At 69.2% G+C, this 23,455-nt stretch carries 17 protein-coding genes; 8 read left to right on the forward strand and 9 right to left on the reverse strand.

What is annotated here, in order from left to right; genetic code table 11:
- Positions 1 to 55 precede the first annotated feature (55 nt).
- Both WJ12_RS03280 and WJ12_RS03285 read right to left on the reverse strand, forming a co-directional pair.
- The gene (locus WJ12_RS03280; RefSeq protein WP_059557330.1) at positions 56 to 1,549 is read right to left on the reverse strand and encodes an FAD-linked oxidase C-terminal domain-containing protein; all 1,494 of its coding nucleotides are present in this window, start codon (positions 1,547 to 1,549) and stop codon (positions 56 to 58) included.
- Positions 1,550 to 1,590: 41 nt separating this feature from the next.
- A complete protein-coding gene (locus tag WJ12_RS03285) occupies positions 1,591 to 3,000 on the reverse strand; it encodes an FAD-binding oxidoreductase (RefSeq protein WP_049035160.1) in 1,410 nt (469 codons plus the stop codon).
- A 136-nt stretch (positions 3,001 to 3,136) separates the two neighbouring features.
- On the opposite strand from WJ12_RS03285, the gene WJ12_RS03290 reads away from it, so the two are divergent.
- On the forward strand, positions 3,137 to 3,688 hold the full coding sequence (locus tag WJ12_RS03290) for a cob(I)yrinic acid a,c-diamide adenosyltransferase (protein WP_034187155.1): 552 nt from the start codon (positions 3,137 to 3,139) through the stop codon (positions 3,686 to 3,688).
- 95 nt (positions 3,689 to 3,783) lie between these two features.
- Entirely contained in the window at positions 3,784 to 4,992 is a 1,209-nt protein-coding gene (gene hmpA, locus WJ12_RS03295) for an NO-inducible flavohemoprotein (RefSeq protein ID WP_059557328.1), read from the forward strand.
- Positions 4,993 to 5,240: 248 nt separating this feature from the next.
- Here the strand turns inward: hmpA and aroG are convergent, their stop codons facing one another.
- From aroG to WJ12_RS03315, 4 genes are all read right to left on the reverse strand, one after another.
- Entirely contained in the window at positions 5,241 to 6,314 is a 1,074-nt protein-coding gene (gene aroG, locus WJ12_RS03300; RefSeq protein WP_034187157.1) for a 3-deoxy-7-phosphoheptulonate synthase AroG, read from the reverse strand.
- Positions 6,315 to 6,711: 397 nt separating this feature from the next.
- On the reverse strand, positions 6,712 to 8,178 hold the full coding sequence (gene tldD, locus WJ12_RS03305) for a metalloprotease TldD (RefSeq protein ID WP_034187158.1): 1,467 nt from the start codon (positions 8,176 to 8,178) through the stop codon (positions 6,712 to 6,714).
- Between the two features lie 85 nt (positions 8,179 to 8,263).
- Positions 8,264 to 9,091: a carbon-nitrogen hydrolase family protein gene (locus tag WJ12_RS03310; protein ID WP_059557327.1), complete on the reverse strand. Its 828-nt coding sequence runs from the start codon at positions 9,089 to 9,091 to the stop codon at positions 8,264 to 8,266.
- Positions 9,092 to 9,139: 48 nt separating this feature from the next.
- Positions 9,140 to 13,345 carry a YhdP family phospholipid transporter gene (locus tag WJ12_RS03315; protein ID WP_059557325.1) on the reverse strand — a complete coding sequence of 1,402 codons (4,206 nt, stop codon included), beginning with the start codon at positions 13,343 to 13,345 and terminating at the stop codon, positions 9,140 to 9,142.
- 230 nt (positions 13,346 to 13,575) lie between these two features.
- Here WJ12_RS03315 and glnE point away from each other — a divergent pair, with 230 nt between their 5' ends.
- Positions 13,576 to 16,380 (forward strand): bifunctional [glutamate--ammonia ligase]-adenylyl-L-tyrosine phosphorylase/[glutamate--ammonia-ligase] adenylyltransferase, encoded by a 2,805-nt coding sequence (gene glnE / locus WJ12_RS03320; RefSeq protein WP_059557323.1) that lies wholly within the window; start codon positions 13,576 to 13,578, stop codon positions 16,378 to 16,380.
- 95 nt (positions 16,381 to 16,475) lie between these two features.
- Here glnE and recN read toward each other — a convergent pair whose 3' ends face one another.
- Together recN and WJ12_RS03330 are read right to left on the reverse strand one after the other, a co-directional pair.
- On the reverse strand, positions 16,476 to 18,125 hold the full coding sequence (recN, locus tag WJ12_RS03325; RefSeq protein ID WP_034187162.1) for a DNA repair protein RecN: 1,650 nt from the start codon (positions 18,123 to 18,125) through the stop codon (positions 16,476 to 16,478).
- A gap of 19 nt (positions 18,126 to 18,144) precedes the next feature.
- Entirely contained in the window at positions 18,145 to 19,047 is a 903-nt protein-coding gene (locus tag WJ12_RS03330) for an NAD kinase (protein ID WP_034187163.1), read from the reverse strand.
- Between the two features lie 131 nt (positions 19,048 to 19,178).
- On the opposite strand from WJ12_RS03330, the gene hrcA reads away from it, so the two are divergent.
- The 3 genes from hrcA to WJ12_RS03345 all read left to right on the forward strand — a co-directional run bounded on the left by hrcA (position 19,179) and on the right by WJ12_RS03345 (position 21,893).
- Positions 19,179 to 20,201, forward strand: a complete 1,023-nt coding sequence (gene hrcA, locus WJ12_RS03335) for a heat-inducible transcriptional repressor HrcA (RefSeq protein ID WP_034187164.1) — start codon at positions 19,179 to 19,181, stop codon at positions 20,199 to 20,201.
- Positions 20,202 to 20,336: 135 nt separating this feature from the next.
- A complete protein-coding gene (hemH, locus tag WJ12_RS03340; RefSeq protein WP_034187165.1) occupies positions 20,337 to 21,401 on the forward strand; it encodes a ferrochelatase in 1,065 nt (354 codons plus the stop codon).
- 84 nt (positions 21,402 to 21,485) lie between these two features.
- Positions 21,486 to 21,893, forward strand: coding sequence for an RNA-binding S4 domain-containing protein (locus WJ12_RS03345; RefSeq protein ID WP_034187166.1), 408 nt, complete (start codon positions 21,486 to 21,488; stop codon positions 21,891 to 21,893).
- Here the strand turns inward: WJ12_RS03345 and WJ12_RS36295 are convergent.
- Positions 21,865 to 22,026 carry a hypothetical protein gene (locus WJ12_RS36295; protein WP_006476841.1) on the reverse strand — a complete coding sequence of 54 codons (162 nt, stop codon included), beginning with the start codon at positions 22,024 to 22,026 and terminating at the stop codon, positions 21,865 to 21,867. The two genes, WJ12_RS03345 and WJ12_RS36295, sit on opposite strands and share 29 nt — an antisense overlap.
- A 353-nt stretch (positions 22,027 to 22,379) precedes the next feature.
- Between WJ12_RS36295 and grpE the strand changes: the two genes are divergently transcribed.
- Positions 22,380 to 22,925, forward strand: a complete 546-nt coding sequence (gene grpE, locus WJ12_RS03350; protein WP_034187167.1) for a nucleotide exchange factor GrpE — start codon at positions 22,380 to 22,382, stop codon at positions 22,923 to 22,925.
- Between the two features lie 10 nt (positions 22,926 to 22,935).
- Entirely contained in the window at positions 22,936 to 23,355 is a 420-nt protein-coding gene (locus tag WJ12_RS03355; protein WP_059557319.1) for a thioredoxin family protein, read from the forward strand.
- Positions 23,356 to 23,455: the final 100 nt, after the last annotated feature.

Raw genomic sequence — 23,455 nt, forward strand, 5'->3', positions numbered from 1 at the left:
CGCGGATCGCATGCCCGCGTCGCCGCGCGAACGGGCCGCGACCCGCGCGCGCCGCTCAGAAGCGTGGCAGGTCGGGGTGCGGCAACAGCCCGCCGCGCACGTGCTGGCGGCCGTACTCGGCGCAGCGCGCGCGGGTCGGGATGCCCTTGTCCGGGTTCAGCAGGCCGGCCGGATCGAATGCGCGCTTGACCGCGAAGAACGCGTCGCGCTCCTGCGGCGAGAACTGCACGCACATCGAATTGAGCTTCTCGATGCCGACGCCGTGCTCGCCCGTCACGCTGCCGCCGAATTCCACGCAGCATTCGAGGATTTCCGCGCCGAACTGCTCGGCGCGGTGCAGCTCGTCCGGATCGTTCGCGTTGTACAGGATCAGCGGATGCATGTTGCCGTCGCCCGCATGGAACACGTTGATGCAGCGCAGCCCGTAGCGCGTTTCGAGCTGTTCGATGCGCGCGAGCAGCGGGCCGATCGCACGGCGCGGCACGGTGCCGTCCATGCAGTAATAATCCGCGGAAATGCGGCCGGCGGCCGGAAACGCATTCTTGCGGCCCGACCAGTAGCGCAGCCGCTCCTGTTCGTTGCGCGACACCTGGATGCGCGTCGCGCCGTGTTCGCGCAGCACGGCCGTCATCCGCACGATCTCCTCGGCGACTTCCTCCGGCGTGCCGTCCGATTCGCACAGCAGGATCGCCTTCGCGTCGAGGTCGTAGCCCGCGTGCGTGAACGCCTCGACGGCCTGCGTGGCCGGCTTGTCCATCATCTCGAGCCCGGCCGGGATGATGCCCGACGCGATGATCGCCGCGACGGCCTCGCCGCCCTTGACGACGTCGTCGAAGCTCGCCATCACGAGCTGCGCGGTCTGCGGTTTCGGAATCAGGCGCACCGTCACCTCGGTGACGATCGCGAACATCCCCTCGCTGCCGATCATCACGGCGAGCAGGTCGAGACCCGGCATGTCGAGCGCGAGCGAGCCGAATTCGACGATTTCGCCGTCGATCGTCACCGCGCGCACGCGCATCACGTTGTGCACGGTCAGCCCGTATTTCAGGCAGTGGACGCCGCCCGAGTTTTCCGCGACGTTGCCGCCGATCGTGCACGCGATCTGCGACGACGGGTCGGGTGCGTAATACAGGCCGTACGGCGCGGCGGCTTCCGAGATCGCGAGGTTGCGCACGCCGGGCTGCACGGTCGCCGTGCGTGCGTACGGATCGACCTCGACGATGCGCGTGAAGCGCGCGAGCGACAGCACGACGCCGAGCGCGATCGGCAGCGCGCCGCCCGACAGGCTCGTGCCGGCGCCGCGCGGCACGATCGGCACTTCCATGCGGCGGCAGATCTGCACGATCCGCTGGACCTGCGATTCCGTTTCCGGCAGCGCGACCGCGAGCGGCAGGCGGCGGTACGCGGACAGGCCGTCGCATTCGTACGGTGCGGTGTCTTCGTCGCGATACAGCAGGCAGTGCGTCGGCAGCACGGCCATCAGCGCCTGCACGACTTCGCGCTGGCGCTGCGCGCGGGCAGCGCTCGGCAGTTCGACGGGGGCGTTCATGAGGTCTCCTGCAGCGGGCGGCGCGCGGTCGCGCCGCCGTGTCAGCACGTGAAAATCTTGCCCGGATTCATCAGGTTGCGCGGGTCGAGCGCGAGCTTGATCGCGCGCATCGTGTCGATCGCGTTGTCGCCGTGCTCCTTCGGCAGGAAACGCATCTTGTGCAGCCCGACGCCGTGCTCGCCCGTGCAGGTGCCGCCGAGGCGCAGCGCGCGCTCGACGATCCGGTCGTTGATGTGTTCGGCTTCGGCGAGCTCCTCGGGCTTGTCGGGATCGATCAGGATCGCGACGTGGAAATTGCCGTCGCCGACGTGGCCGACGATCGGGCAGGGCAGCGACGACGCACGCAGGTCGACTTCGGTTTCCTCGACACACGCGGCGAGCTGCGAGATCGGCACGCACACGTCGGTCGTCACCGCGCGGCAGCCCGGCTTCAGCTGCAGCATCGCGAAGTACGCGTTGTGGCGCGCGGCCCAGAGCCGGCTGCGGTCTTCGGGACGTGTCGCCCATTCGAAGCCCTGGCCGTGGTTCTGGCCGGCGAGCGCCTGCACGAGTTCGGCCTGCTCCTTCACGCCGGCCTCGGTGCCGTGGAATTCGAAGAACAGCGTCGGCGCTTCGGTGAGCGTCAGGTTCGAATGGCGGTTGATCGAGCGCACGGCGAGCGCATCGACGAATTCGACGCGCGCGATCGGCACGCCGATCTGGATCGTCTCGATCACGGTGCGCACCGCGTCGCCCATCGTCGGGAACGTGCAGATCGCGGCCGATACGGCTTCCGGCAGCGGGTGCAGGCGCAGCGTGATCTCGGTGATCACGCCGAGCGTGCCTTCGGAGCCGACGAACAGGCGCGTGAGGTCGTAGCCGGCCGACGACTTGCGCGCGCGCGAGCCGGTTTTCACCACGCGGCCGTCGGCGAGCACCGCGGTCAGGCCGAGCACGTTCTCGCGCATCGTGCCGTAGCGTACGGCGTTGGTGCCCGATGCGCGGGTCGCGGTCATTCCGCCGATGCTGGCGTCGGCGCCGGGATCGATCGGGAAGAACAGGCCGGTGTCGCGCAGCGCGTCGTTGAGCGCCTTGCGCGTGATGCCCGGCTCGACCGTCACGGTCAGGTCTTCGGCGTTGATCGACAGCACGCGGTTCATTTCCGACAGGTCGAGCGACACGCCGCCGCGCACCGCGAGCAGGTGGCCCTCGAGCGACGAGCCGGCGCCGTACGGGATCAGCGGCACGCTGTGCAGCGCGCACAGCGACACGACTTCGCGCACGTCGTCGGGACTGTGCGCGAACACGACGGCGTCGGGCAGTTGCGGATCGAACGGCGATTCGTCGCGGCCGTGGTGCGCGCGAACCGCGTCGGCGGTTGACACGCGCTCGCCGAAGGCGGCGCGCAGCGCATCGAGCATGGCGGGGGGCAGCGGGCGGCGCGCGGCGGCCGGCGGGGCAGGGTGATTCACGAACGTCTCCTGACGGCTTGTCGAACTTTCGGCCCATTCTACGCCGTAACACCCGCTGCGCCTGCCGCCGCGGGCTGCGATAATCGCGTTCCAGCCAACCGGGCCGCATCACGGCCGCGCACGAGAGGACATTCGCATGGGCAACCGCTTGAGCAAGATCGCCACGCGCACCGGCGACGACGGCACCACCGGTCTCGGCGACGGACGGCGCATTGGCAAGGACGACGCGCGGATCGCGGCGATCGGCGACGTCGACGAACTGAATTCGAACCTCGGCGTGCTGCTCGCCGAGACGCTGCCGGACGACGTGCGCACGGCGCTCGTCACGATCCAGCACGACCTGTTCGATCTCGGCGGCGAGCTGTGCATTCCCGGCCACGCGGTGCTCGACGACACGCATCTCGCGCGCCTCGACCAGTGGCTCGCCGACTACAACGCGACGCTGCCGCCGCTGAAGGAATTCATCCTGCCGGCCGGTTCGCGCGCGGCGTCGCTCGCGCACGTGTGCCGGACGGTGTGCCGCCGTGCCGAGCGCTCGATCGTCGCGCTCGGCCGCCACGACACGCTCAACGATGCGCCGCGGCGCTACGTGAACCGGCTGTCCGATCTGCTGTTCGTGCTGGCGCGCGTGCTGAACCGCGCCGGCGGCGGGACGGACGTGCTGTGGGAGCGCGGGCGCGTCCGCTGACGCGCGGTCGGGTTGTTGCGCACTGCGACAATTTGCCAGAGGGAGCGTGTATTTTTAAAGATGTATTGTGTGTGCATGTTTAACGGAGAACGAACATGACCCACATCACCGCTGACCAGATGGCTCGCGTGAAGGCCACTGCCCCTGTCCTCGCCGTTCACGGCGCGACGATCACGAAGCACTTCTACCAGCGCATGTTCGCGCGCCATCCGGAACTGAAGAACCTGTTCAACCAGACGCACCAGAAGACCGGCAGCCAGCCGGAAACGCTCGCGAAGGCCGTTTATGCGTACGCCGCGAACATCGACAATCTCGGTGCGCTGGGCGGCGCGGTGTCGCACATCGCGCACAAGCACGCAAGCCTGAACATCCGCCCCGAGCATTACCCGATCGTCGGCGAGAACCTGCTCGCGTCGATCGTCGAGGTACTCGGCGACGCGGTCGACGCCGAGACGCTCGAGGCGTGGCGCGTCGCGTACGGCCAACTCGCGCGGATCCTGATCGGCGCCGAGGCCGATCTGTATGCGGGTGCCGCGTGGAGCGGCTTCCGCCCGTTCAAGGTCGCGCGCAAGGTGCGCGAGAGCGACGAGATCACGTCGTTCCACCTGATGCCCGCCGACGGCGGCGCGGCGCCGGCCTTCGAGCCGGGCCAGTACGTCACGGTGAAGCGTTTCGTCGGCGAACTCGGTGCCGATCAGCCGCGCCAGTACAGCCTGTCCGACGCGCCGCACGGCAAGTGGCTGCGCATCTCGGTGAAGCGCGAGGCCGGCCGGCCGGAAGCGATCCCGGCCGGCAAGGTGTCGACGCTGATGCACGACGGCGTGGAAGAGGGCGCGATCGTCGAGGTGACCGCGCCGATGGGCGAATTTTCGCTGAAGCGCGGCGTCGCGACGCCGGTCGTGCTGATCTCCGGCGGCGTCGGCCTGACGCCGATGGTGTCGATGGCGTCGACGCTGGTCGAGGAACGCAGCCCGCGTGAAGTGCGGTTCGTCCACGCGTGCCGCTCGGGCGCGGTGCACGCGTTCCGCGACTGGCTGAACGAGACGGTGCGCACGCACGCGAACGTCAAGCGCACGGTGCTGTACGAACGGGTTGGCCTGCAAGACCGGGCCGGGGTCGATCACGACCTCGAAGGGCGCTTGACGCCGGAGCGCGTGCAGCAATACGCGCTGGTGCCGGATGCCGACTACTACGTTTGCGGCCCGATCGCATTCATGCAGGCGCAACGCGATGCGCTGATCGCGCTCGGCGTCGCGCCGGAACGCATCCATACCGAGATCTTCGGGTCGGGCGCGCTCGAGTGAGGCCCGCGCGCGAGACCTGCGCTTCATGAAAAAGCCCGGCGTGAGCCGGGCTTTGATTGGGGGGCGGGCACGGCGTCGTGCGTGGCGCTTCGGCCTCGCGTGACCGCGCCACACTTCGGCATCGGCGCTGACCGGTCGCATGCCTTCGGGCTTGCGCGACGGTCACGCGGTCGAACGCATCGGCATGGTCCGGACAATCCGGCAATGCCGTCGCCGGGCGGGCCATACGGCCAGCCGGTTCGCGTCCGTCAGTTGCCGCTGCCGCGCGCGACGCGGCGTGCCTTGACCGATTCCGCGAGGCCTTCGAGTACCTTCACGCTGTCGTCCCACGCGATGCATGCGTCGGTGATGCTCTGGCCGTAGGTCAGCGCGCAGCCTTCCTTCAGGTCCTGCCGGCCCTCGACGAGGTGCGACTCGATCATCACCCCGACGATGCGCGCGTCGCCGGCCGCGATCTGGCGGCCGATGTCCGCGCAGACGGGGATCTGGTTCTCGTGCTTCTTCGAGCTGTTCGCGTGGCTCGCGTCGATCATCAGGCGTGCGGCGAGGCCGGCCTTGCCGATGTCCGCGCAGGCGGCGTTCACGCTGTCCGCGTCGTAGTTCGGCGTCTTGCCGCCGCGCAGGATCACGTGGCAGTCCTCGTTGCCGGCCGTCGACACGATCGCCGAGTGGCCGCCCTTCGTCACCGACAGGAAATGGTGCGGCTGCGACGCGGCCTTGATCGCGTCGACCGCGATCTTCACGTTGCCGTCGGTGCCGTTCTTGAAGCCGACCGGGCACGACAGCCCCGACGCGAGCTCGCGGTGTACCTGCGACTCGGTCGTGCGCGCGCCGATCGCGCCCCACGAGATCAGGTCGGCGATGTACTGCGGGCTGATCATGTCGAGGTATTCGGTCGCGGCCGGCAGCCCCATCTCGTTGATCTGCAGCAGCAGCTCGCGTGCGGTGCGCAGCCCTTCGTTGATCTTGAAGCTGTTGTCGAGGTGCGGATCGTTGATGAGCCCCTTCCAGCCGACCGTCGTGCGCGGCTTCTCGAAGTACACGCGCATCACGACTTCCAGTTCGCCCTTGAAGCGCTCGCGCTCCTTCACGAGCCGGCCCGCGTATTCGATCGCCGCCTTCGTGTCATGGATCGAGCACGGCCCGATGACGACGATCAGCCGGTCGTCCATCCCGTGCAGGATGCGGTGCATCGACTGGCGCGAGTTGTAGATCAGCTCGGACGCGGCTTCGGAGCACGCGAATTCGCGGATCAGGTGGGCGGGCGGCGTCAGTTCCTTGAGTTCGCGAATGCGGACGTCGTCGGTATTGTGCGGGGGCATGCTGTTTCTCCTAGGTTCCGGGCGCCGTTCGATCAGTGGGCGTGCGGCGGATTCATCAATTCAAGCGATTCAGTGATTTCGGTCGAGGGCCGCGGGACCGCTGCGGCGGCGACCGGGTGGCGAAGGGCGAAAAAAAACCGCCGGGTTCGCCGGCGGTTTTTTCGGGAATTTCGGTTGCGCTTTACGCGCCATCAACCCTCTCGATCCGCCAGCGGTCTGAGATACCAAAAAAAGTAAAAGTAAAACTTGGCGGACATGACGGGAATGGGGTTCGTCAAAAAAGTTGATTCGGAATTTATACCGCGTCGCCGGGCGGCTGGCAACCGGCAGCGGTCAAAAATGCGGACAATCCGCGCGTTTCACCCGAAATGCGCGGATTGTCTGCGCCGCGATGCGGTTATGCCGTACCGCCGACCGTCATCTTGTCGATCCGCAGGGTCGGCTGGCCGACGCCGACCGGCACGCTCTGGCCTTCCTTGCCGCACACGCCGACGCCCGTGTCGAGCGACATGTCGTTGCCGATCATGCTCACGTACTTCAGCGATTCGGGGCCGCTGCCGATCAGCGTCGCGCCCTTCACCGGGTAGGTGATCTTGCCGTTTTCGATCATGTACGCCTCGGACGCCGAGAACACGAACTTGCCGTTCGTGATGTCGACCTGGCCGCCGCCGAAGTTCACCGCGTACAGGCCGTTCTTCACCGACGCGATGATTTCCTGCGGATCCTTGTCGCCGTTCAGCATGTACGTGTTGGTCATGCGCGGCATCGGCAGCGCCGCGTACGATTCGCGCCGCGCGTTGCCCGTGACCGGCATCTTCATCAGGCGTGCGTTCAGCGTGTCCTGGATGTAGCCCTTCAGGATGCCGTCCTCGATCAGCGTCGTGCACTGCGTCGGGTTGCCTTCGTCGTCGATGTTCAGCGAGCCGCGGCGGTTCGGCAGCGTGCCGTCGTCGACCACCGTCACGCCCTTGGCCGCGACCTGCTCGCCGATCCGGCCGGCGAACGCGGACGAGCCCTTGCGGTTGAAGTCGCCTTCGAGGCCGTGGCCGATCGCTTCGTGCAGCAGCACGCCCGGCCAGCCCGGCCCGAGCACGACCGTCATCGCGCCGGCCGGCGCGGGGCGCGCGTCGAGGTTGACGAGCGCCGCATGCACGGCGTCGTCGACGTAGCGCGACAGGACTTCGTCGGTGAAGTAGCCGTAGTCGAAGCGGCCGCCGCCGCCGCCGGAGCCGATTTCGCGGCGGCCGTTCTGCTCGGCGATCACCGTGACCGACACGCGCACGAGCGGGCGGATGTCGGCGGCGAGCGCGCCGTCGCTGCGTGCGACCAGCACGACGTCGTATTCGCCGGCGAGGCCGGCCATCACCTGCGTGACGCGCGGGTCGCGCCCGCGCGCCATCTGCTCGATGCGCTCGAGCAGCTTGACCTTGGCCGTCGCGTCGAGCGACGCGAGCGGATCGGACGGCAGGTACAGGTCGCGGCCCGAGATGCCCTTCAGCGAGCTGGCCGCCTTGATCTTCTGGCGGCCGCCGCCGGCTGCCGCGATCGCCTTGGTGGCGGCAGCGGCTTGCGCGATCGCCTCCGGCGACAGGTCGTCCGAGTACGCGAACGCGGTGCGGTCGCCCGCGACCGCGCGCACGCCGACGCCCTGGTCGATGCTGAAGCTGCCCGATTTGACGATGCCTTCCTCGAGGCTCCACGCTTCGCTGCGGGTCGCCTGGAAGTACAGGTCCGCGTAGTCGACGCGATGCGTGAAGATGTCGGCGATCGTGCGCGTGAGCAGGCTTTCGTCGAGGCCGTACGGCGTGAGCAGGATGTCCTTCGCCAGCGCGAGGTTGCGGATGCCGGGTTCGATGATGTTCATGCGGATATCGGGGGTTCTCAAAAAGTTGTCGGGTGCTGCTGGGCAGATGGGTGGGCCGCGCGGCGTTTCAAGCGGCGCGGCGGATTCAGGTCAGTACGCGGTGCCGCCATGCGGGCAGGCTCTGGCGCACCTCGGCAATGCGTTGCGGATCGATCGTGCCGGGCACGACGCTGGCGCCGACATCGCGGACCGCGACGATCTCGCCCCACGGATCGATCAGCATGCTGTGGCCCCAGGTGCGCCGGCCGTTCTCGTGCTTGCCGCCCTGCGCGGCCGCGAGCACGTAGCACTGGTTCTCGACGGCCCGCGCGCGCAGCAGCGTTTCCCAGTGCGCGCGGCCCGTCGTATACGTAAATGCCGACGGAACGACGATCAGCGCGCAGTCGCCCATCCGGCGATACAGCTCCGGAAAGCGAAGATCGTAACAGACCGACAGGCCGACCCGCCCGAACGGCGCGTCGAACGCGACGACCGTGTCGCCCGCGCGGATCGTGCGGGCCTCGTCGAACGATTCGTCGCCTTTCTCGAAGTTGAACAGGTGGATCTTGTCGTAGCGCGCGGCTTCGCTGCCGGACGGATCGAATACGAGCGTCGTGTTCAGCACGCGATCGGGCTCGGGCGCCTTCAGCGGCAGCGTGCCGCCGATCACCCAGATGCCGTGGCGGCGCGCGGCGTCCGCGAGGAAGCGCTGGATCGGGCCGTCCCGGTACGGTTCGGCGAGCGCGAGCTTGTCGGTGTCGCGGTGGCCCATGAAGCAAAAATATTCGGGCAGCAATACGAGCTGCGCGCCTTCGCCGGCGGCTTCCGCGATCAGGCGGCCCGCTTCGGCGAGATTGCGTGTGACGTCCGGCGTGCTCACCATCTGCAGCGCGGCGACCCGGAAGGGTGTGGCGGAACGGGTGTGGTCGGTCATCGCGGGATCGGTTGCGTCATAAATGGGGTGCGGCCCGGCGCCATCGGCTCACTGACCCGGATGCGCCGGATCGGCCGGACCGTGATTCATCTTACCCTGATCGCCCCGCACCCGCTCGATGTGCGGGTGCGCCCACGAGCCGGTGATCGCGTAGTCGAGCGCGAATGCGCGCGACAGCGTCTCCGACAGCGCGTAGTTCGCGGCCAGCACGCCGACGCCGAGCAGCGGGTTGATGACGGCCGCCCCGATCGCGGCCGCACCCGCGCTGATTTTCGGCGCGACGTGCGCATGGAGGTCCTGCGTCTCGGTGCCGAGATCGACCGCGCCGCGTACGGTGACGTTGGCGGGGCCCGTCATCATCGAGAAATCGTCGGTGCGCGCGATCCCGTTCGAGATCCGGCTCGTGCCGGTGATCTTGTCGAACGGCAGGCCCTTGCCGATGACGTCGCGGAAGTTCAGCGTCAGGAAGCGTGCGAGGCTCTGCAGGCTCAGCACGCCGAGCAGTTTGGCCGCGCCCGGATCGACCTTCAGGATCTGGCCGTGTTCGAGATCGAGCGCGACCTGGCCGCCGAACGTCGGGAAGTCGACCGCGGTCGGGCCGCCGCGCCAGCCGACCTTGCCCGTCACCGTGCCGTGGCCGCGCTCGAGCGTGCGCGGCAGGCCGACGCGATCGAGCAGCGCGCCGGCGTCGTCGATGGCGAGCTTGAAATCGAACACGCTGCGGCGCGGCGCTTCGCTTTCGTCGGCGCCGCGGGCGAGCGCGCGGCGCGACGTGCGCCAGTTGCCGGTCGCCGTGAGCTTCGCGGCCGGGTTCGACAGCTCCAGCTTGTCGAGCTGCCACACGGGCGTGCCGTCTTCGTCGATGTTGCGCGCGTTGACGACGAGACGGCCGATGTCGTGGTCGCGCGCGACGACCTGGTCGACGATCAGGTCGATCGACGGCATCGGGCGGTCGGTCGGCGTCGGCAGGTTCATCGCGCGGCCGACGAGGTCGTGCTGCGAACTCTGCGGCACCACGAGCTTCGCGAGGCGCGCATTCAGCACGCCCGCGCCGTTGTGGCCGCCGCCCGGCGCCCACGACAGGTAGCCCGATACCTGGTTCGACGCGATGTTCGCCTGCCAGAGATCGTCGACGTGCGACGCGCCGACGATCACGTTTTCCCAGTTGCGCTTGAGCAGTTTCAGCGTGCCGAAGTGGAGCGCGAAGCGCTTCGGCGCGAAGCTCGCGAAATCGACGCGCGGCGCGCCCTGCGGCTCCGGTGCGCGCGGCGTGTCGGGCTGCAGCGTGTGGGCGAGCGCGAGCCACGCGTCGGCGTCCAGTTCGCCGACGTCGACGGCCGCGCTCACGCCGTCCTGCGGCATGTCGGGCATCCGGTGGATGCCCATCGCGCCGCGCACCGCGCGCAGCGGCTGGCCACGCGTCGCGTCGAGCAGGTAGGTCGCGGACACCGGGCCGAGCGTCAGGTCGGCATGTTCGAGGCGCTTGCCGTCCGCCTGCGGCGCCGGCTGCAGCGTGAAGCTGAACGGCATCGGCGTGCCGGCCGGCTTCGCGAACGGCGCGGGGAAATTCAGCGCCACGCCGGTCAGGTCGGATTGCGCGTGGATGTCGGGCAGGCGGCCCGGCGCGCCGCGCACGGCGACCTTGTACGGCGCGTCGCCGACCACGTGCTCGAGCAGCGCGGCGGCCGCGCCGTGCAGGTTCAGGCCGCGTGCGGCGTCGAGCGCGAGGCGGCCGTCGACGTCCACCGTGTACGGGCCGTGCGACCGGAAGTTGCCGTTCGCGCGCACCGGGCCGCCGAGGAACCGCCCCGACAGGCCGTGCAGCGACGCGCCGGCCTCGGTGAAGCGGACGCTGCCGCGCAGCGCCGACAGCGGCGGCACGCCGCTGGTCGACAGCGTGTTGCCGCCGAACGCGAGCGCGCCTTCGACGTGCGTATGCGGATGCGCGACGTGCTGCGGAATCGTGATCTTGAGCCCGAGCGATGCCGGCCCCTGCGCGTCGATCCGCTGGCCGATATGGCCGCTCATCGTGCCGAGCGAGCTGTTGTCCGCGTAATCGATCAGGTCGGCGAGCGGGCCCTGCGCATGGCCGTCGATGATCAGCGGCGAGTGCGACGGATTGCCGAGATCGTCGATGCGGCCCGCGACCTTCGTCAGCGCGACGCGCTTGTAGTGCGCGCGGTCGATGTCGAAGCGCAGCTTGTTCTGCTTGAGCTCGAACACGCCGTCGATTCCGTCGAGCGCGGGCCAGACGCTCGGCGTGCCGTTCGCGAGCTTGCGCGGCGGGTAGGGCGTCGGCTCGAAGCGCCCGCCGGTGAACGGCGCGACGATATGGAACACGCCGGCGTCCGGCTCGTGCTCGAACGGGAATTTCTCGAGCGGGCCGCGCGCGACGATCGACGCGCCCTTGGTTACCTTGCCGTCCTGCAGCGCGTGGCCAAGATAGTCGCGCAGGTGCTCGGACATCCCGGTCGGCAGGTAGCGCGGAATGCGCGCCACCGACGCGCGCGCGAAATCGGCGCGCAGGTCGAGCGTGCCGCGGCCGTGGCCGGGGTTCGAGTACGAGCCCGACACCGCGATTTCGGCATCGGGGTTCGACACGAGCAGGTCGGGCAGCGATACGTCGACGCGCGCGTGTTTCTCGCCGGGCGCGGGCGTGATCGTCCATTTTGCGTTGCCGCGCAGCCGGTCGAACGTCAGGCGCGGCTCGTCGAATTCGCCGGGCACGGTGACGGCCGCTTGGACCGTGTCGAAATGCGCGTTGCCGCCCGTTTCGTTCGCGTCGACGCGGCCCCACAGGTTCTCGATACCCGGCCAGCCGGCGCGCGGGTGGCCGCGCGGCGAGAGTCCGGGCGGCGGCTCCTGGGCCGCGAAGCTGATGCCCTGCAGATCGCCGAGGAAGCGGTAGCGGACGATCGGCGCGGCGCCCATGCGCCGCTCTTCGTCGGCGAGGTCGGGCCGCGCGGGTTTCGCGCGCTCGACCTCGATGTGATAGTTCGACACCATCCCGCGCGGGTCGATCTTGATCAGCTCGTTGCGCAGGCGCGCCGGCAGCGGCAGCCCGCGGATGAACTCGCTGAGGATGCCGAGATCGACGCGGTCGCCCACGACGCTGATCAACTGGCCCTGCGTCGCGGTCGGCACGCGGTAGCGCGCCGTCAGCGTCGACAGCGCGAGCGAACGCGCGAGCGGCGTGCCGTCCGGCAGCGGCGGCTGGCCGAGCTCCGCGTTGAAGCGCGTCAGGTGCAGCGTGTAGTCGTGACCGGCGTCGAGCACCATGTCCCAGCCGAAGCCGACCGTCGGCACGTCGAGCCGCGGCTGCGTCGGGCGCACCCGCAGCGCGACGTCGGCGCCCTGCAGGTCGCCGCCCGCGGCGCGCAGGTGGCCGTCGCCGAAGGTCGCCCAGATCGCATTGTCGATCCGGCCCGCGTGAATCGTCAGCGGCACGTCGAGGTAGCGCGTCAGCGTCTGCAGGTCGACGGGGCCCGTCGACAGGTACGCGTCGCCGGTCCAGTTCGACGGCTTGCCGATCGGCGCGAGCGGCTTGTGCCTGAAGCGCGCGCGGAAATCGAGCGGACCGAGCAGCAGCGTGCCGTTCGCGGGCGCCTGCAGCGCGGCCTTGTGCACGCGGCCGCTGTTGAGCACCGCGAGCCGGATGCCGGACAGCACGAGCTCCGGCGCGTCGTGCTGGGCGTCGCGCCAGCGCAGCGTGCCACCGCGCAGCACGATCGCTTCCTGCTTCAGCAGCCACGTGCCGAACGTGTCGCTGCCGCCGTGGGTGGTTGCCACGCCGACGCCCGCGACGCTCAGCGAACCGTCGGCCGCGCGCGCGACGACGAGGTCGGGCTGGTCGACGATCAGGCTCGACAGCGCGGGCGACAGCCGCAGCAGCGACATCCACGACAGCGCGGCCGTCGCGTGCGGCACCGACAGCGCGACCTTGCCGTCGCGGCCGCGGATCGTCAGGTTCGTGAGTTCGACGCCCGGCTGCATGCCGGACCAGTTCGGGGAAAGCCTGCCGATCGAAAGCTGCGCGTGGAGCTTGTCGGACACCGCGCGCTCGATGCGCGGGCGGAATTCGTCGATGCGGGGCAGCAGGACGTAGCGCAGCCCGAGGAAGGCGCCGGACGCGACGAAGTAGGTGCCGATCCCGACTGCCAGCGTCACCCTGAACACGCGACGCAGGACCGGATGATCGTGCTTCGGAGGTCCCGCTTCGGGCGCAGCTACGGCGGATTCCTGACGGTCGGACATGCGGCGGACGGGCGGCGATATGGTAGTTTTGCAGACTGACGTTGAAATGTATCACACGGGTTCGTGCCGGCGGCCGTTGCGGCAGCGCGGCACGGGCTTTCCGGCGCGCGGTGCCGCGGCGGACGCGCGAGCGTCCCGCGAGGCCGCGCCGAGTTCACGAGGCCGGCCGGCAGCGGGGCGCGCACACGCCGGCCCGCGCCGGCCGGCCGTTCCGCCAGGCCCGCTTCTCGATGACCGACGCTTCCGCCCTGATCAGCACGTCCTATTCCCGCTACCTTGCCCGCGCGGCCGCCGCACGGCCCGCGCTCGCCGAGCAGGTTGCCGCGTGGGCGGTCGCGCCGCTCGGCCGCGTGCAACTCGATGCACGCCTCACCGAATTGCTCGCGACGCCGGCCGGCACGGCCGCGCCGACCGAGGAGCAACTGAAGCGCGCGCTGCGGCAACTGCGCGCCGAGGCGTTCGGCGCGGTCGCGGAGCGCGACCTGCGAGGGCTGGCCGACGTCGCCGAGGTGACGGGCGCGATGACCGATCTCGCCGAAGTGGCCGTGCAGCGCTCGCTCGCGCTGCTGTCGGCCGAACTCGAGGTGCTGTACGGCGAGCCGCGCGGCGCCGACGGCCAGCGCGTCGTGCTCGGCGTGGTCGGGATGGGCAAGCTGGGCGGCCGCGAGCTGAACGTGTCGTCGGACATCGACCTGATCTTCGTCTACGAGGACGACGGCGAGACGACGGGCGGCACGCGTTCGCCGCTGTCCACGCAGGAATACTTCACGCGGCTCGGCCGGCGCCTGATCGGCGTGCTGTCCGAGGTCACGGCCGACGGCTACGTGTTTCGCGTCGACATGCGGCTGCGCCCGAACGGCGATTCGGGGCCGCTCGTGTGCAGCCTCGGGATGCTCGAGGAATATTTCTACGTGCAGGGGCGCGAGTGGGAGCGCTACGCATGGATCAAGGGGCGGCTCGTGTCGGAAGGCGCCAGCGACGCGGCGCAGCGGCTCGCCGCGCAGCTCGAGTCGCTCGTCAAGCCGTTCGTGTACCGCCGTTATCTGGATTTCGGCGTGATCGGCGCGATCCGTTCGCTGCACCAGCAGATCCGGCAGGAAGCCGCGCGCCGCGCGTCGATGCGGCCCGACAAGGCCGACGACGTCAAGCTCGGGCGCGGCGGGATCCGCGAGATCGAGTTCAGCGCGCAGGTGTTCCAGCTGATCCGCGGCGGCCAGGATGCGGAATTCCGCGTGCGGCCGACGCTCGCGGTGCTGCGTCATGCGCAGGCGCGCGGGCTGATCGGCGAGGACGTGCGCGCCCGCCTGACCGATGCTTACAATTTCCTGCGCACGCTCGAGCACCGGCTGCAGTACCGCAACGACGCGCAGACGCATGCGATGCCGGTCGAGTCCGACGAACGCGCGGCGCTGGCCGCCTCGCTCGGCTTTGCCGACTACGCGGCGCTGATGACGGTGCTGGACGAGCACCGGAACTTCGTCGAGGCGCAGTTCGACCAGATCTTCGCGGACAAGGTGAAGGGCGGCGGCCCTTGCGCGGCGGGTGACGACACGGCCGCCGCATGGATCTGGAGCGGCGCGCTGGGCGACGACGGCGAGGACGACGCGCTGGTCGCGCGCCTCGACGGCCTCGGCTTCGCCGATCCGGCCGCCGTGCTCGCGCGGCTGCGTGCGATCTGGCAATCGACGCGCTACATGGGCCTGCCCGAAAAGAGCCGGCAGCGCTTCGACCGCGTCGCGCAGCGGGCGCTCGACGCCGCGCCGACGATCGATGCCGCGCGGCGCGACGACACGATCGTGCGCCTGTTCGACCTGCTCGAGACGGTCAGCCGGCGCGGCGTTTATCTTGCGCTGCTGACCGAATATCCGGCCGCGCTCGATCGCGTGCTGTCGGTGCTCGGCGCGACGCGCTGGGGCGGCGGCTACCTGATCCGCCACCCGCAATTGCTGGATGAACTGCTCGACGACGAGGTGATCGCGAGCCCGTTCGACTGGCCCGCGTTCAAGGACGCGCTGCGCGCGCGCCTCGCGGCGGCCGACGGCCCCGAGCAGCAGATGGACCTGCTGCGCCATGCGCAGCACGCCGAGGTGTTCCGGATCCTGCTGATCGACCTGGCCGGGCAACTGTCGGTCGAGCATGTGAGCGACCGGCTGTCCGAGCTGGCCGACGCGGTGCTCGACGTGACGATCGAAGTCGTCTGGTCGCAGCTCGCGAAACGCCATCGCGACGTGCCGAAGTTCGCGGTGATCGCGTACGGCAAGCTGGGCGGCAAGGAACTCGGCTACGCGTCCGATCTCGACCTGATCTTCCTGTACGACGACCCCGACGAGCGCTCGGCGGACGTCTACACGACCTTCACGCGGCGCCTGATCACGTGGCTCACGACCGCGACCGGTGCCGGCGCGCTGTTCGACATCGACCTGCGCCTGCGGCCGAACGGCGAGGCCGGGCTGCTCGTCACCGATCTCGATGCGTTCCGCCGCTACCAGCTGCGCGAGGGCGACGCCGCGAACACGGCATGGGTGTGGGAGCACCAGGCGCTGACGCGTGCCCGCTACAGCGCGGGCGATGCGCGGATCGGCGAGGACTTCGAGGCGATCCGCCAGCAGGTGCTGACCACGCCGCGCGACGGCGGCGTGCTCGCGAAGGAGATCGTCGACATGCGCGAGAAGGTATTTGCCGGCCATCCGAACCAGACCGAGCTGTTCGATCTGAAGCACGATCGCGGCGGGATGGTCGACATCGAGTTCATCGTCCAGTACTGGGTGCTGCTACACGCGTCGAGCGACGCCGAGCTGATCCGCAATACCGGCAACATCGCGCTGCTGCGCGAGGTCGCGCGCTTCGGGCTGATGGGCGAGGACGAGGCCGAGCGCGTCGGCGCCGCGTACCGCAAGTACCGGAAGCTGCAGCACAAGCTGCGGCTCGACGGGATGGAGAAGGCGCGCGTCGATCCGGCCGTGGTGGCGGACGAGCGGGCGGCCGTGACGGCGCTGTGGGCGCGCGTGTTCGGTGCGGTTGAAACGGGCGTTTGAACGAAGGCAGGGCGGGCGCGGTTTCGACGCGCGTAGTACCGTCCGCCGCGTATCGCGAGCGCGCCGGGCTGGAGCGGCGCAGGCCGACGGCCGTGTCAGGCCGCCAGCATTTCCTTCGCGTGCTTGCGCGTCGTGGCCGTGATCTCGAGCCCGCCGAGCATCCGCGCGACTTCCTCGATCCGGCTGGCGCGGTCGAGCGCGACGACCGTCGACACGGTGCCGCCGCGATCGTCGGCGCCCTTCGCGACCTGGAAGTGATGGTCGCCGCGCGCGGCGACCTGCGGCAGGTGCGTCACGCACAGCACCTGGCGGTCGCGCCCGAGCTGGTGCAGCAGACGGCCGACCACTTCGGCGACGCCGCCGCCGATCCCCGTGTCGACTTCGTCGAAGATCAGCGTCGGCGTCGGGCTCGCCGCGCTGGCGATGACCGCGAGCGCGAGGCTGATGCGCGCGAGCTCGCCGCCCGACGCGACCTTCGCGAGCGGCCGCAGCGGCACGCCGGGGTGCCCGGCGACGCGGAATTCGACCTGTTCGAGCCCGTGCGGGCCGCCGTCGGCGAGCGGCACGAGCGCGACTTCGAAGCTGCCGCCCGCCATCGACAACTCCTGCATGCCGGCCGTGACGGCCGTGCCGAGCGCCTTCGCGGCCTGCGCGCGCGCCTTGGACAGGTGCCGCGCGTCGGCGAGATAGGCTTCGCGCGCCTTCGCCTGGGCGGCCTCGAGCGCGCCGAGATCGGCTGCCGCGTCGAGCGCGGCGAGCTGCGCGCGGCGCGCCGCATGTTCCTCGTGCAGCGTGTCGGGCGGCAGCCGGAACTTGCGGGCGGTCGAGTGCAGCGCATCGAGACGCGTCTCGACCTGCGCGAGCCGCTCGGGATCGAGATCGACGCGCTGCGCGTAGTGCGACAGCGAATAGACGGCTTCCTGCAGCTGGATCTCGGCCGGTTCGAGCGACGCGAGCGCGTCGCCGAGCGCGGTGTCGTAGTCGGCCAGGCTGCGCAGTTTCGACACGATCGCGCCGAGCTGCGCGAGCATCGCGTCGTCGGATTCGGACAGCGCGTTGAGCGCGCCGCGCACACCCTCGATCAGGTTCGCCGAATGCGACAGCCGCTTGTGCTCGTTGCTGACTTCGTCCCATTCGCCGGGCTGCGGCGCGAGCTTGTCGAGTTCGGCGAGCTGCCACGCGAGCTTTTCGCGTTCGAGCTGCAGTTCGCGCTCGTGCGCCTTCGCGGCGTCGATCGCCTGTGTCGCGTCCCGCCACACGCGCCATGCGCGCGCGACGTTCGCCGCATCGGCGACGAGCCCCGCGTGCGTGTCGAACAGCTCGCGCTGCGCGTCGGGCCGCATCAGCAGCTGATGCGCATGCTGGCCGTGGATGTCGACGAGCATTTCGCCGAGTTCGCGCAGCTGCGCGAGCGTCGCGCTGGTGCCGTTGATGAACGCGCGCGACCGGCCGTTCGCGTCGATCACGCGGCGCAGCATCACGGTGTCCTCGGTGTCGAACGCGTGTTCGTCGAGCCAGCGCGCGACGCGGTCGTGCGGCGTGAATTCGGCCGTGATGTCGGCGCGGCCGCAGCCGGTGCGCACGACGCTCGCGTCGGCGCGTTCGCCGAGCGCGAGGGCAAGGGCGTCGATCAGGATCGATTTCCCGGCGCCGGTCTCGCCGGAAAAGACGGAAAAGCCGCTGTCGAATTCGAGATCGAGCGCGGCGACGATGACGAAGTCGCGGATCGAGAGGTGACGGAGCATGGTGTCGGGCGGAGCGGCGTCAGGACGCCTTGTCGTCTTCGTTCGAGGCGTGTTCGTTCCAGTGCAGCTTCTTGCGCAGCGTCGCGTAGTAGCTGTAGCCGATCGGGTGCAGGAACGGCACCGTGTGCTTCGAGCGGCGCACCTCGATCGTGTCGTTCAGCTCGAGCGACGTGAACGACTGCATGTCGAAGTTCACGTTGACGTCGCGCCCGCCGACGATCTGGATCGCGATTTTCGAGTCGTCGGGCAGCACGATCGGCCGGTTCGACAGCGCGTGCGGCGCGATCGGCACGAGCACGACGCCGGCCAGCTGCGGATGCAGAATCGGGCCGGCCGACGACAGCGCGTAGGCGGTCGAGCCGGTCGGCGTCGCGACGATCAGGCCGTCGGAACGCTGGTTGTACATGTACCGGCCGTCGACCGACGCGCGCAGCTCGACCATCCCGGAGAAGCCGCTGCGGTTCACGACGACGTCGTTGAACGCGATCGCGTGGTAGATCGGTTCGCCGTCGCGCATGATCCGCGCCTCGAGCAGCGCGCGCTCCTCGCGCTCGAACTTGCCGGACAGCAGCACCGGGACGAGCGCGTGCATGTCGGCGGCCGCGATGTCCGTGATGAAGCCGAGCCGCCCGTGGTTGATCCCGATCAGCGGTGTCCGGTACGGCGCCAGCTGGCGGCCGATGCCGAGCATCGTGCCGTCGCCGCCGAGCACGACCGCCACGTCCGCACGCGCCCCGATTTCGGCCGGGGTGAGCGCCGGGTAGCCGGTGATGCCGATCTCGCGCGCGGTGTCACCTTCGAACACGACCTCGAAGCCGAGCTTCGCGATGCTGGCGGCCAGCGTGGCGAGCGGTTCGGCGATGCCGGGCGTGTTGCTCCGGCCGACGAGCGCGACAGTATTGAACTGATTACCGGTTTTCATGCCGGCATTACACCATAGCTCGTTGACGAAAAGAACCGGCTGTGCGCCGACGGGGCCGGATCGGGCCGGCCCGCGCAATGGTGGCCGACGCCACTCGCCGCGGTCGCGCGGTTGCGCTAAAATTTTCCACCATGCTAGATCCTCGCGCACGAACCCTCCTGAAAACCCTGATCGAACGGTATATCGCCGACGGTCAGCCAGTCGGATCGCGCACGTTGTCCCGTTACTCCGGGCTCGAGCTGAGCCCGGCTACGATCCGCAACGTGATGTCCGACCTGGAGGAGCTCGGCCTCGTGTCGAGCCCGCACACGTCGGCCGGCCGCGTGCCGACGCCGCGCGGCTATCGGCTGTTCGTCGACACGATGCTGACGGTCGAGGCGCCGATCGACGCCGAGGCCGTCGCGCGGCAGGTGCAGCACACGCTGCAGGCCGGCGAGCCGCAGCAGCGGGTGGTCGCCGCCGCCGCGAGCGTGCTGTCGAACCTGTCGCAGTTCGCGGGTGTCGTGCTGACGCCGCGCCGCAGCCACGTGTTCAAGCAGATCGAGTTCATGCGCCTGTCCGACAAGCGCATCCTGCTGATCATCGTCACGCCCGAGGGCGACGTGCAGAACCGCATGCTCGCGACGCCGCGCGACTATTCGCCGTCGCAGCTGACCGAGGCGTCCAACTACATCAACGCGCATTTCGCCGGCCTGTCGTTCGACGAGGTGCGCCGCCGCCTGCGCGACGAGATCGACCAGCTGCGCGGCGACATGACCACGCTGATGCACGCGGCCGTGACGGCCAGTACCGAGGTGCCCGACACCGAGGACACCGTGCTGATTTCCGGCGAGCGCAACCTGCTCGAAGTGGCGGATCTGTCGTCCGACATGGCGCGGCTGCGCAAGCTGTTCGACGTGTTCGACCAAAAGACGGGCCTCCTGCAACTGCTCGACGTGTCGAGCCACGCCCAGGGCGTGCAGATCTTCATCGGCGGCGAATCGACGCTCGTGCCGATCGAGGAAATGAGCGTCGTCACCGCGCCTTACGAGGTGAACGGGAAGATCGTCGGCACGCTCGGCGTGATCGGCCCGACCCGGATGGCGTACAACCGCGTGATACCGATCGTCGACATCACCGCGCGCCTGCTGTCGCTCACGCTGAGCCAGCAATAGCCTGCAATCGGCAGCCTGATCCCGCCCCGTCATCATGTCGTCATGCCGCCCGCGCCGACAGTCGGCCGAACGGCAAGGGGCGGCCCGCTATAATTGAGAGCCGTCCGGTCCCGTGCCCCGAGCACGTTCTTGCCCATGCGTTTCGATCTTGAGCCGCCTTCGAGCATCGCTGCTGCCCATCGCATCGGGGTGCTGCTGATCAATCTCGGCACGCCCGACGCACCCACGCCGCGCGCCGTGCGGCGCTACCTGGCCGAATTCCTGTCGGATCCGCGCGTCGTCGAGATTCCGCAGGCCGTCTGGCAGGTGCTGCTGCGCACGCTGATCCTGCCGCTGCGCGGCCGCGCCTCCGCGAAGAAGTACGCGGCCGTCTGGATGCCCGAAGGCTCGCCGCTGCGCGTGTACACGGAGCGCCAGACCGACAGCGTGCGGCACCTGCTCGCGTCGAACGGTTATCACGTGATGGTCGACTACGCGATGCGCTACGGCAGCCCGAACATTTCGCACGCGCTTGCGCAGTTCAAGCGCGCGGGCGTCGAGCGCGTGCTGCTGATGCCGATGTATCCGCAATATTCGGCGTCGACCACGGCCACCGCGTTCGATGCCGCCTTCGACGCGCTCGCGCGCATGCGCAACCAGCCGGAAGTCCGCACGGTGCGGCACTACGCCGACCATCCGGCCTATATCCACGCGCTGGCCGAGCAGGTGCGCCAGTACTGGGCACAGCACGGCCGGCCCGACTTCGCGGCCGGCGACAAGCTCGTGCTGAGTTTCCACGGCGTGCCGAAGCGCACGCTCGACCTCGGCGACCCGTATCACGACCAGTGCCAGCAGACGGGCGCGTTGCTGATGGCCGCGCTCGGGCTGTCGACGACCGAGTGCCGCGTCACGTTCCAGTCGCGTTTCGGCAAGGCCGAATGGCTGCAGCCGTACACGGCGCCGACGCTGCGCGAGTTCGGCGAGGCCGGCGTGCGGCGGGCCGACGTGTTCTGTCCCGGTTTCACGGCCGATTGCTTGGAGACGATCGAGGAGATCGGCATGGAAGTGCGCGACGAGTTCCTCGCCGGCGGCGGCAAGACGTTCCACCGCATTCCGTGCCTGAACGGCGCGCACGCGTGGATCGGTGCGCTCGGCGAGATCGTCGCCGAGAATCTGCAGGGCTGGCCGGTCAAGGCCGCGCAGCCCGAGACGGTGAACTGAGATGAAACGACTCTCACGCCCGCCTGGTTCGCCGCCGCCCGACGGGGCGGCGAGCCTCCCTGGGGCGGCCCGGCGGAGGCCGACATGAATTACAGGATTTCCACGGATCCGGGCGCGAAGCTGCGCATCGACAAATGGCTATGGGCGGCCCGCTTCTTCAAGACGCGCTCGCTTGCGACCGATGCGGTCGACAAGGGGCACGTGAAGATCGGCGGCGCGGCGGTCAAGCCGGCGAAGGACGTGCGGGTCGGCGACGAGGTCGAGATTGCGATCGACGGCATCGTCTGGCACATTGCCGTGCTGGGCGTGTGCGACGTGCGCGGGCCGGCGAGCGTCGCGCAGACGCTTTACCAGGAAACGGAAGCGGGGCGGGCCGCGCGGCTCGCCGAACTGGAGCGGCGCCGCACGTATCGCGAGCCGGCGGCCGAACTGCACGGCCGGCCGACGAAGCGCGACCGGCGCATCATCGACAGATTTTCTGGTGGGAGCTGAACATCTGGTCGAAGGTCGCCCGCGCGCTGCCGTATTCGGTCGTGCGGTCGGTGACGGCTCCCGACAGGCAGATGGTGGTGGTGCCGGCAATGAGTACCAGCGCGACCACCGATATCGCAAAGGTCAGTTTCACGGTACTCCCCTCGAACACAAGGGTGAAAACGGCGCCAGGTGGTGTAAGGCGTCGGTCAGCTAGGGTAAACACGCTTTTCCGACGCTTGAGTGGAGTGTAGTGCAGCCGGCCTGTGCGGAGCTAGTCCTTGCCCGGTAAGCGTTGTTACAGGCCGTTTCGCCCGATCTGGCGGACTATGCGGCGCATGCACCGGCGAAACGCGCGGTTGTTTCGCGGCATTGGAGAATGCCGGCGAATAACCCTCTTGAAATCGCAGTTTCCGCCCTTATCTGCACCAGCAATGTGCGGTACCGCCGGTTATACGATCCGGCGATTGCCGATTTGGCTTCAACCTCTAATCGACTTTCAGCGACATGGAAAACACGCAAGAGAACCCGGCACCCCAATCGGCCGAAGACAACGGCAGCGAGAAGCAGGCGGCGCAAGGCGCCGCGCCCGCCGCCGAAGCCGCCGACGCGGCGCTCGCGGAGGCTCAAGCCAAGGTCGCCGAGTTGCAGGAAAGCTTCCTGCGGGCGAAGGCCGAGACCGAGAACGTCCGCCGCCGCGCGCAGGACGACGTGTCGAAGGCGCACAAGTTCGCGATCGAGAGCTTCGCGGAACACCTGCTGCCCGTGCTGGACAGCCTGGAAGCGGCCGTCAGCGACACCTCCGGCGACATCGCGAAGGTGCGGGAAGGCGTCGAGCTGACGCTGCGCCAGCTGACGAGCGCGCTCGAGAAGGGCCGCGTCGTCGCCATCAACCCGGTCGGCGAGAAGTTCGATCCGCACCAGCACCAGGCGATTTCGATGGTGCCGGCCGAGCAGGAGCCGAACACCGTCGTCACCGTGCTGCAAAAGGGCTATACGATCGCCGACCGCGTGCTGCGCCCGGCGCTCGTCACCGTCGCCCAGCCGAAGTAAGGCCGCCGCCATGGTGCCCGCCGGCGTCGATCCGGCCGCGTTCGACGCGTTCGACATGCAGGTGCTCGACGCCGGTTCGTTCGACGCGGCGCTCGACGGCGCGGGCGACGCGCTGGCGGTGGTGTTCTTCTGGGGCGTCGACTGCTTCAACTGCGAGATCGCGAAGAAGGCGATGCTCGCCCAGCCCGACGCGATCCGCGCGCTGGATCTGAAGTGGTTCCATTGCAACGTATACGAACACCATCAGCTGGGGCGCCGCTTCGGGCTGCACGGCGTGCCGACGTGGTTCTTTTTCCACCGCGGCAAGCGGCTGGGCCGCGCGACGGGCTGGCATGGCCTCGCGCAGTTCCAGGCGGCCGTGTCGGCGGCGCGCGCGAAGGTCGCGGCGGCGGGCGATGGCCCGCACGATCCGGCTACCGGCGGCGATTGAAAAAATTTAATATCCGCATCGCTCGTCGGGTCTTGAAAACGAACCGGACGGACGCATTTCGGGAACAGAGTTGAATTCTGGCGCGCGAAACCGCCCCAAA

The organism is Burkholderia seminalis, assembly GCF_001718535.1.
Taxonomy (GTDB): Bacteria; Pseudomonadota; Gammaproteobacteria; order Burkholderiales; family Burkholderiaceae; genus Burkholderia; species Burkholderia seminalis.

Bases quoted from the DNA above. Each gene is read 5' to 3' on its own strand.
- WJ12_RS03280 (WP_059557330.1), bottom strand. From the start codon at position 1,549: ATGAACGCCCCCGTCGAACTGCCGAGCGCTGCCCGCGCGCAGCGCCAG.
- WJ12_RS03290 (WP_034187155.1), top strand. From the start codon at position 3,137: ATGGGCAACCGCTTGAGCAAGATCGCCACGCGCACCGGCGACGACGGC.
- hmpA (WP_059557328.1), top strand. From the start codon at position 3,784: ATGACCCACATCACCGCTGACCAGATGGCTCGCGTGAAGGCCACTGCC.
- aroG (WP_034187157.1), bottom strand. From the start codon at position 6,314: ATGCCCCCGCACAATACCGACGACGTCCGCATTCGCGAACTCAAGGAA.
- tldD (WP_034187158.1), bottom strand. From the start codon at position 8,178: ATGAACATCATCGAACCCGGCATCCGCAACCTCGCGCTGGCGAAGGAC.
- WJ12_RS03310 (WP_059557327.1), bottom strand. From the start codon at position 9,091: ATGACCGACCACACCCGTTCCGCCACACCCTTCCGGGTCGCCGCGCTG.
- WJ12_RS03315 (WP_059557325.1), bottom strand. From the start codon at position 13,345: ATGTCCGACCGTCAGGAATCCGCCGTAGCTGCGCCCGAAGCGGGACCT.
- glnE (WP_059557323.1), top strand. From the start codon at position 13,576: ATGACCGACGCTTCCGCCCTGATCAGCACGTCCTATTCCCGCTACCTT.
- recN (WP_034187162.1), bottom strand. From the start codon at position 18,125: ATGCTCCGTCACCTCTCGATCCGCGACTTCGTCATCGTCGCCGCGCTC.
- WJ12_RS03330 (WP_034187163.1), bottom strand. From the start codon at position 19,047: ATGAAAACCGGTAATCAGTTCAATACTGTCGCGCTCGTCGGCCGGAGC.
- hrcA (WP_034187164.1), top strand. From the start codon at position 19,179: ATGCTAGATCCTCGCGCACGAACCCTCCTGAAAACCCTGATCGAACGG.
- hemH (WP_034187165.1), top strand. From the start codon at position 20,337: ATGCGTTTCGATCTTGAGCCGCCTTCGAGCATCGCTGCTGCCCATCGC.
- WJ12_RS03345 (WP_034187166.1), top strand. From the start codon at position 21,486: ATGAATTACAGGATTTCCACGGATCCGGGCGCGAAGCTGCGCATCGAC.
- grpE (WP_034187167.1), top strand. From the start codon at position 22,380: ATGGAAAACACGCAAGAGAACCCGGCACCCCAATCGGCCGAAGACAAC.
- WJ12_RS03355 (WP_059557319.1), top strand. From the start codon at position 22,936: ATGGTGCCCGCCGGCGTCGATCCGGCCGCGTTCGACGCGTTCGACATG.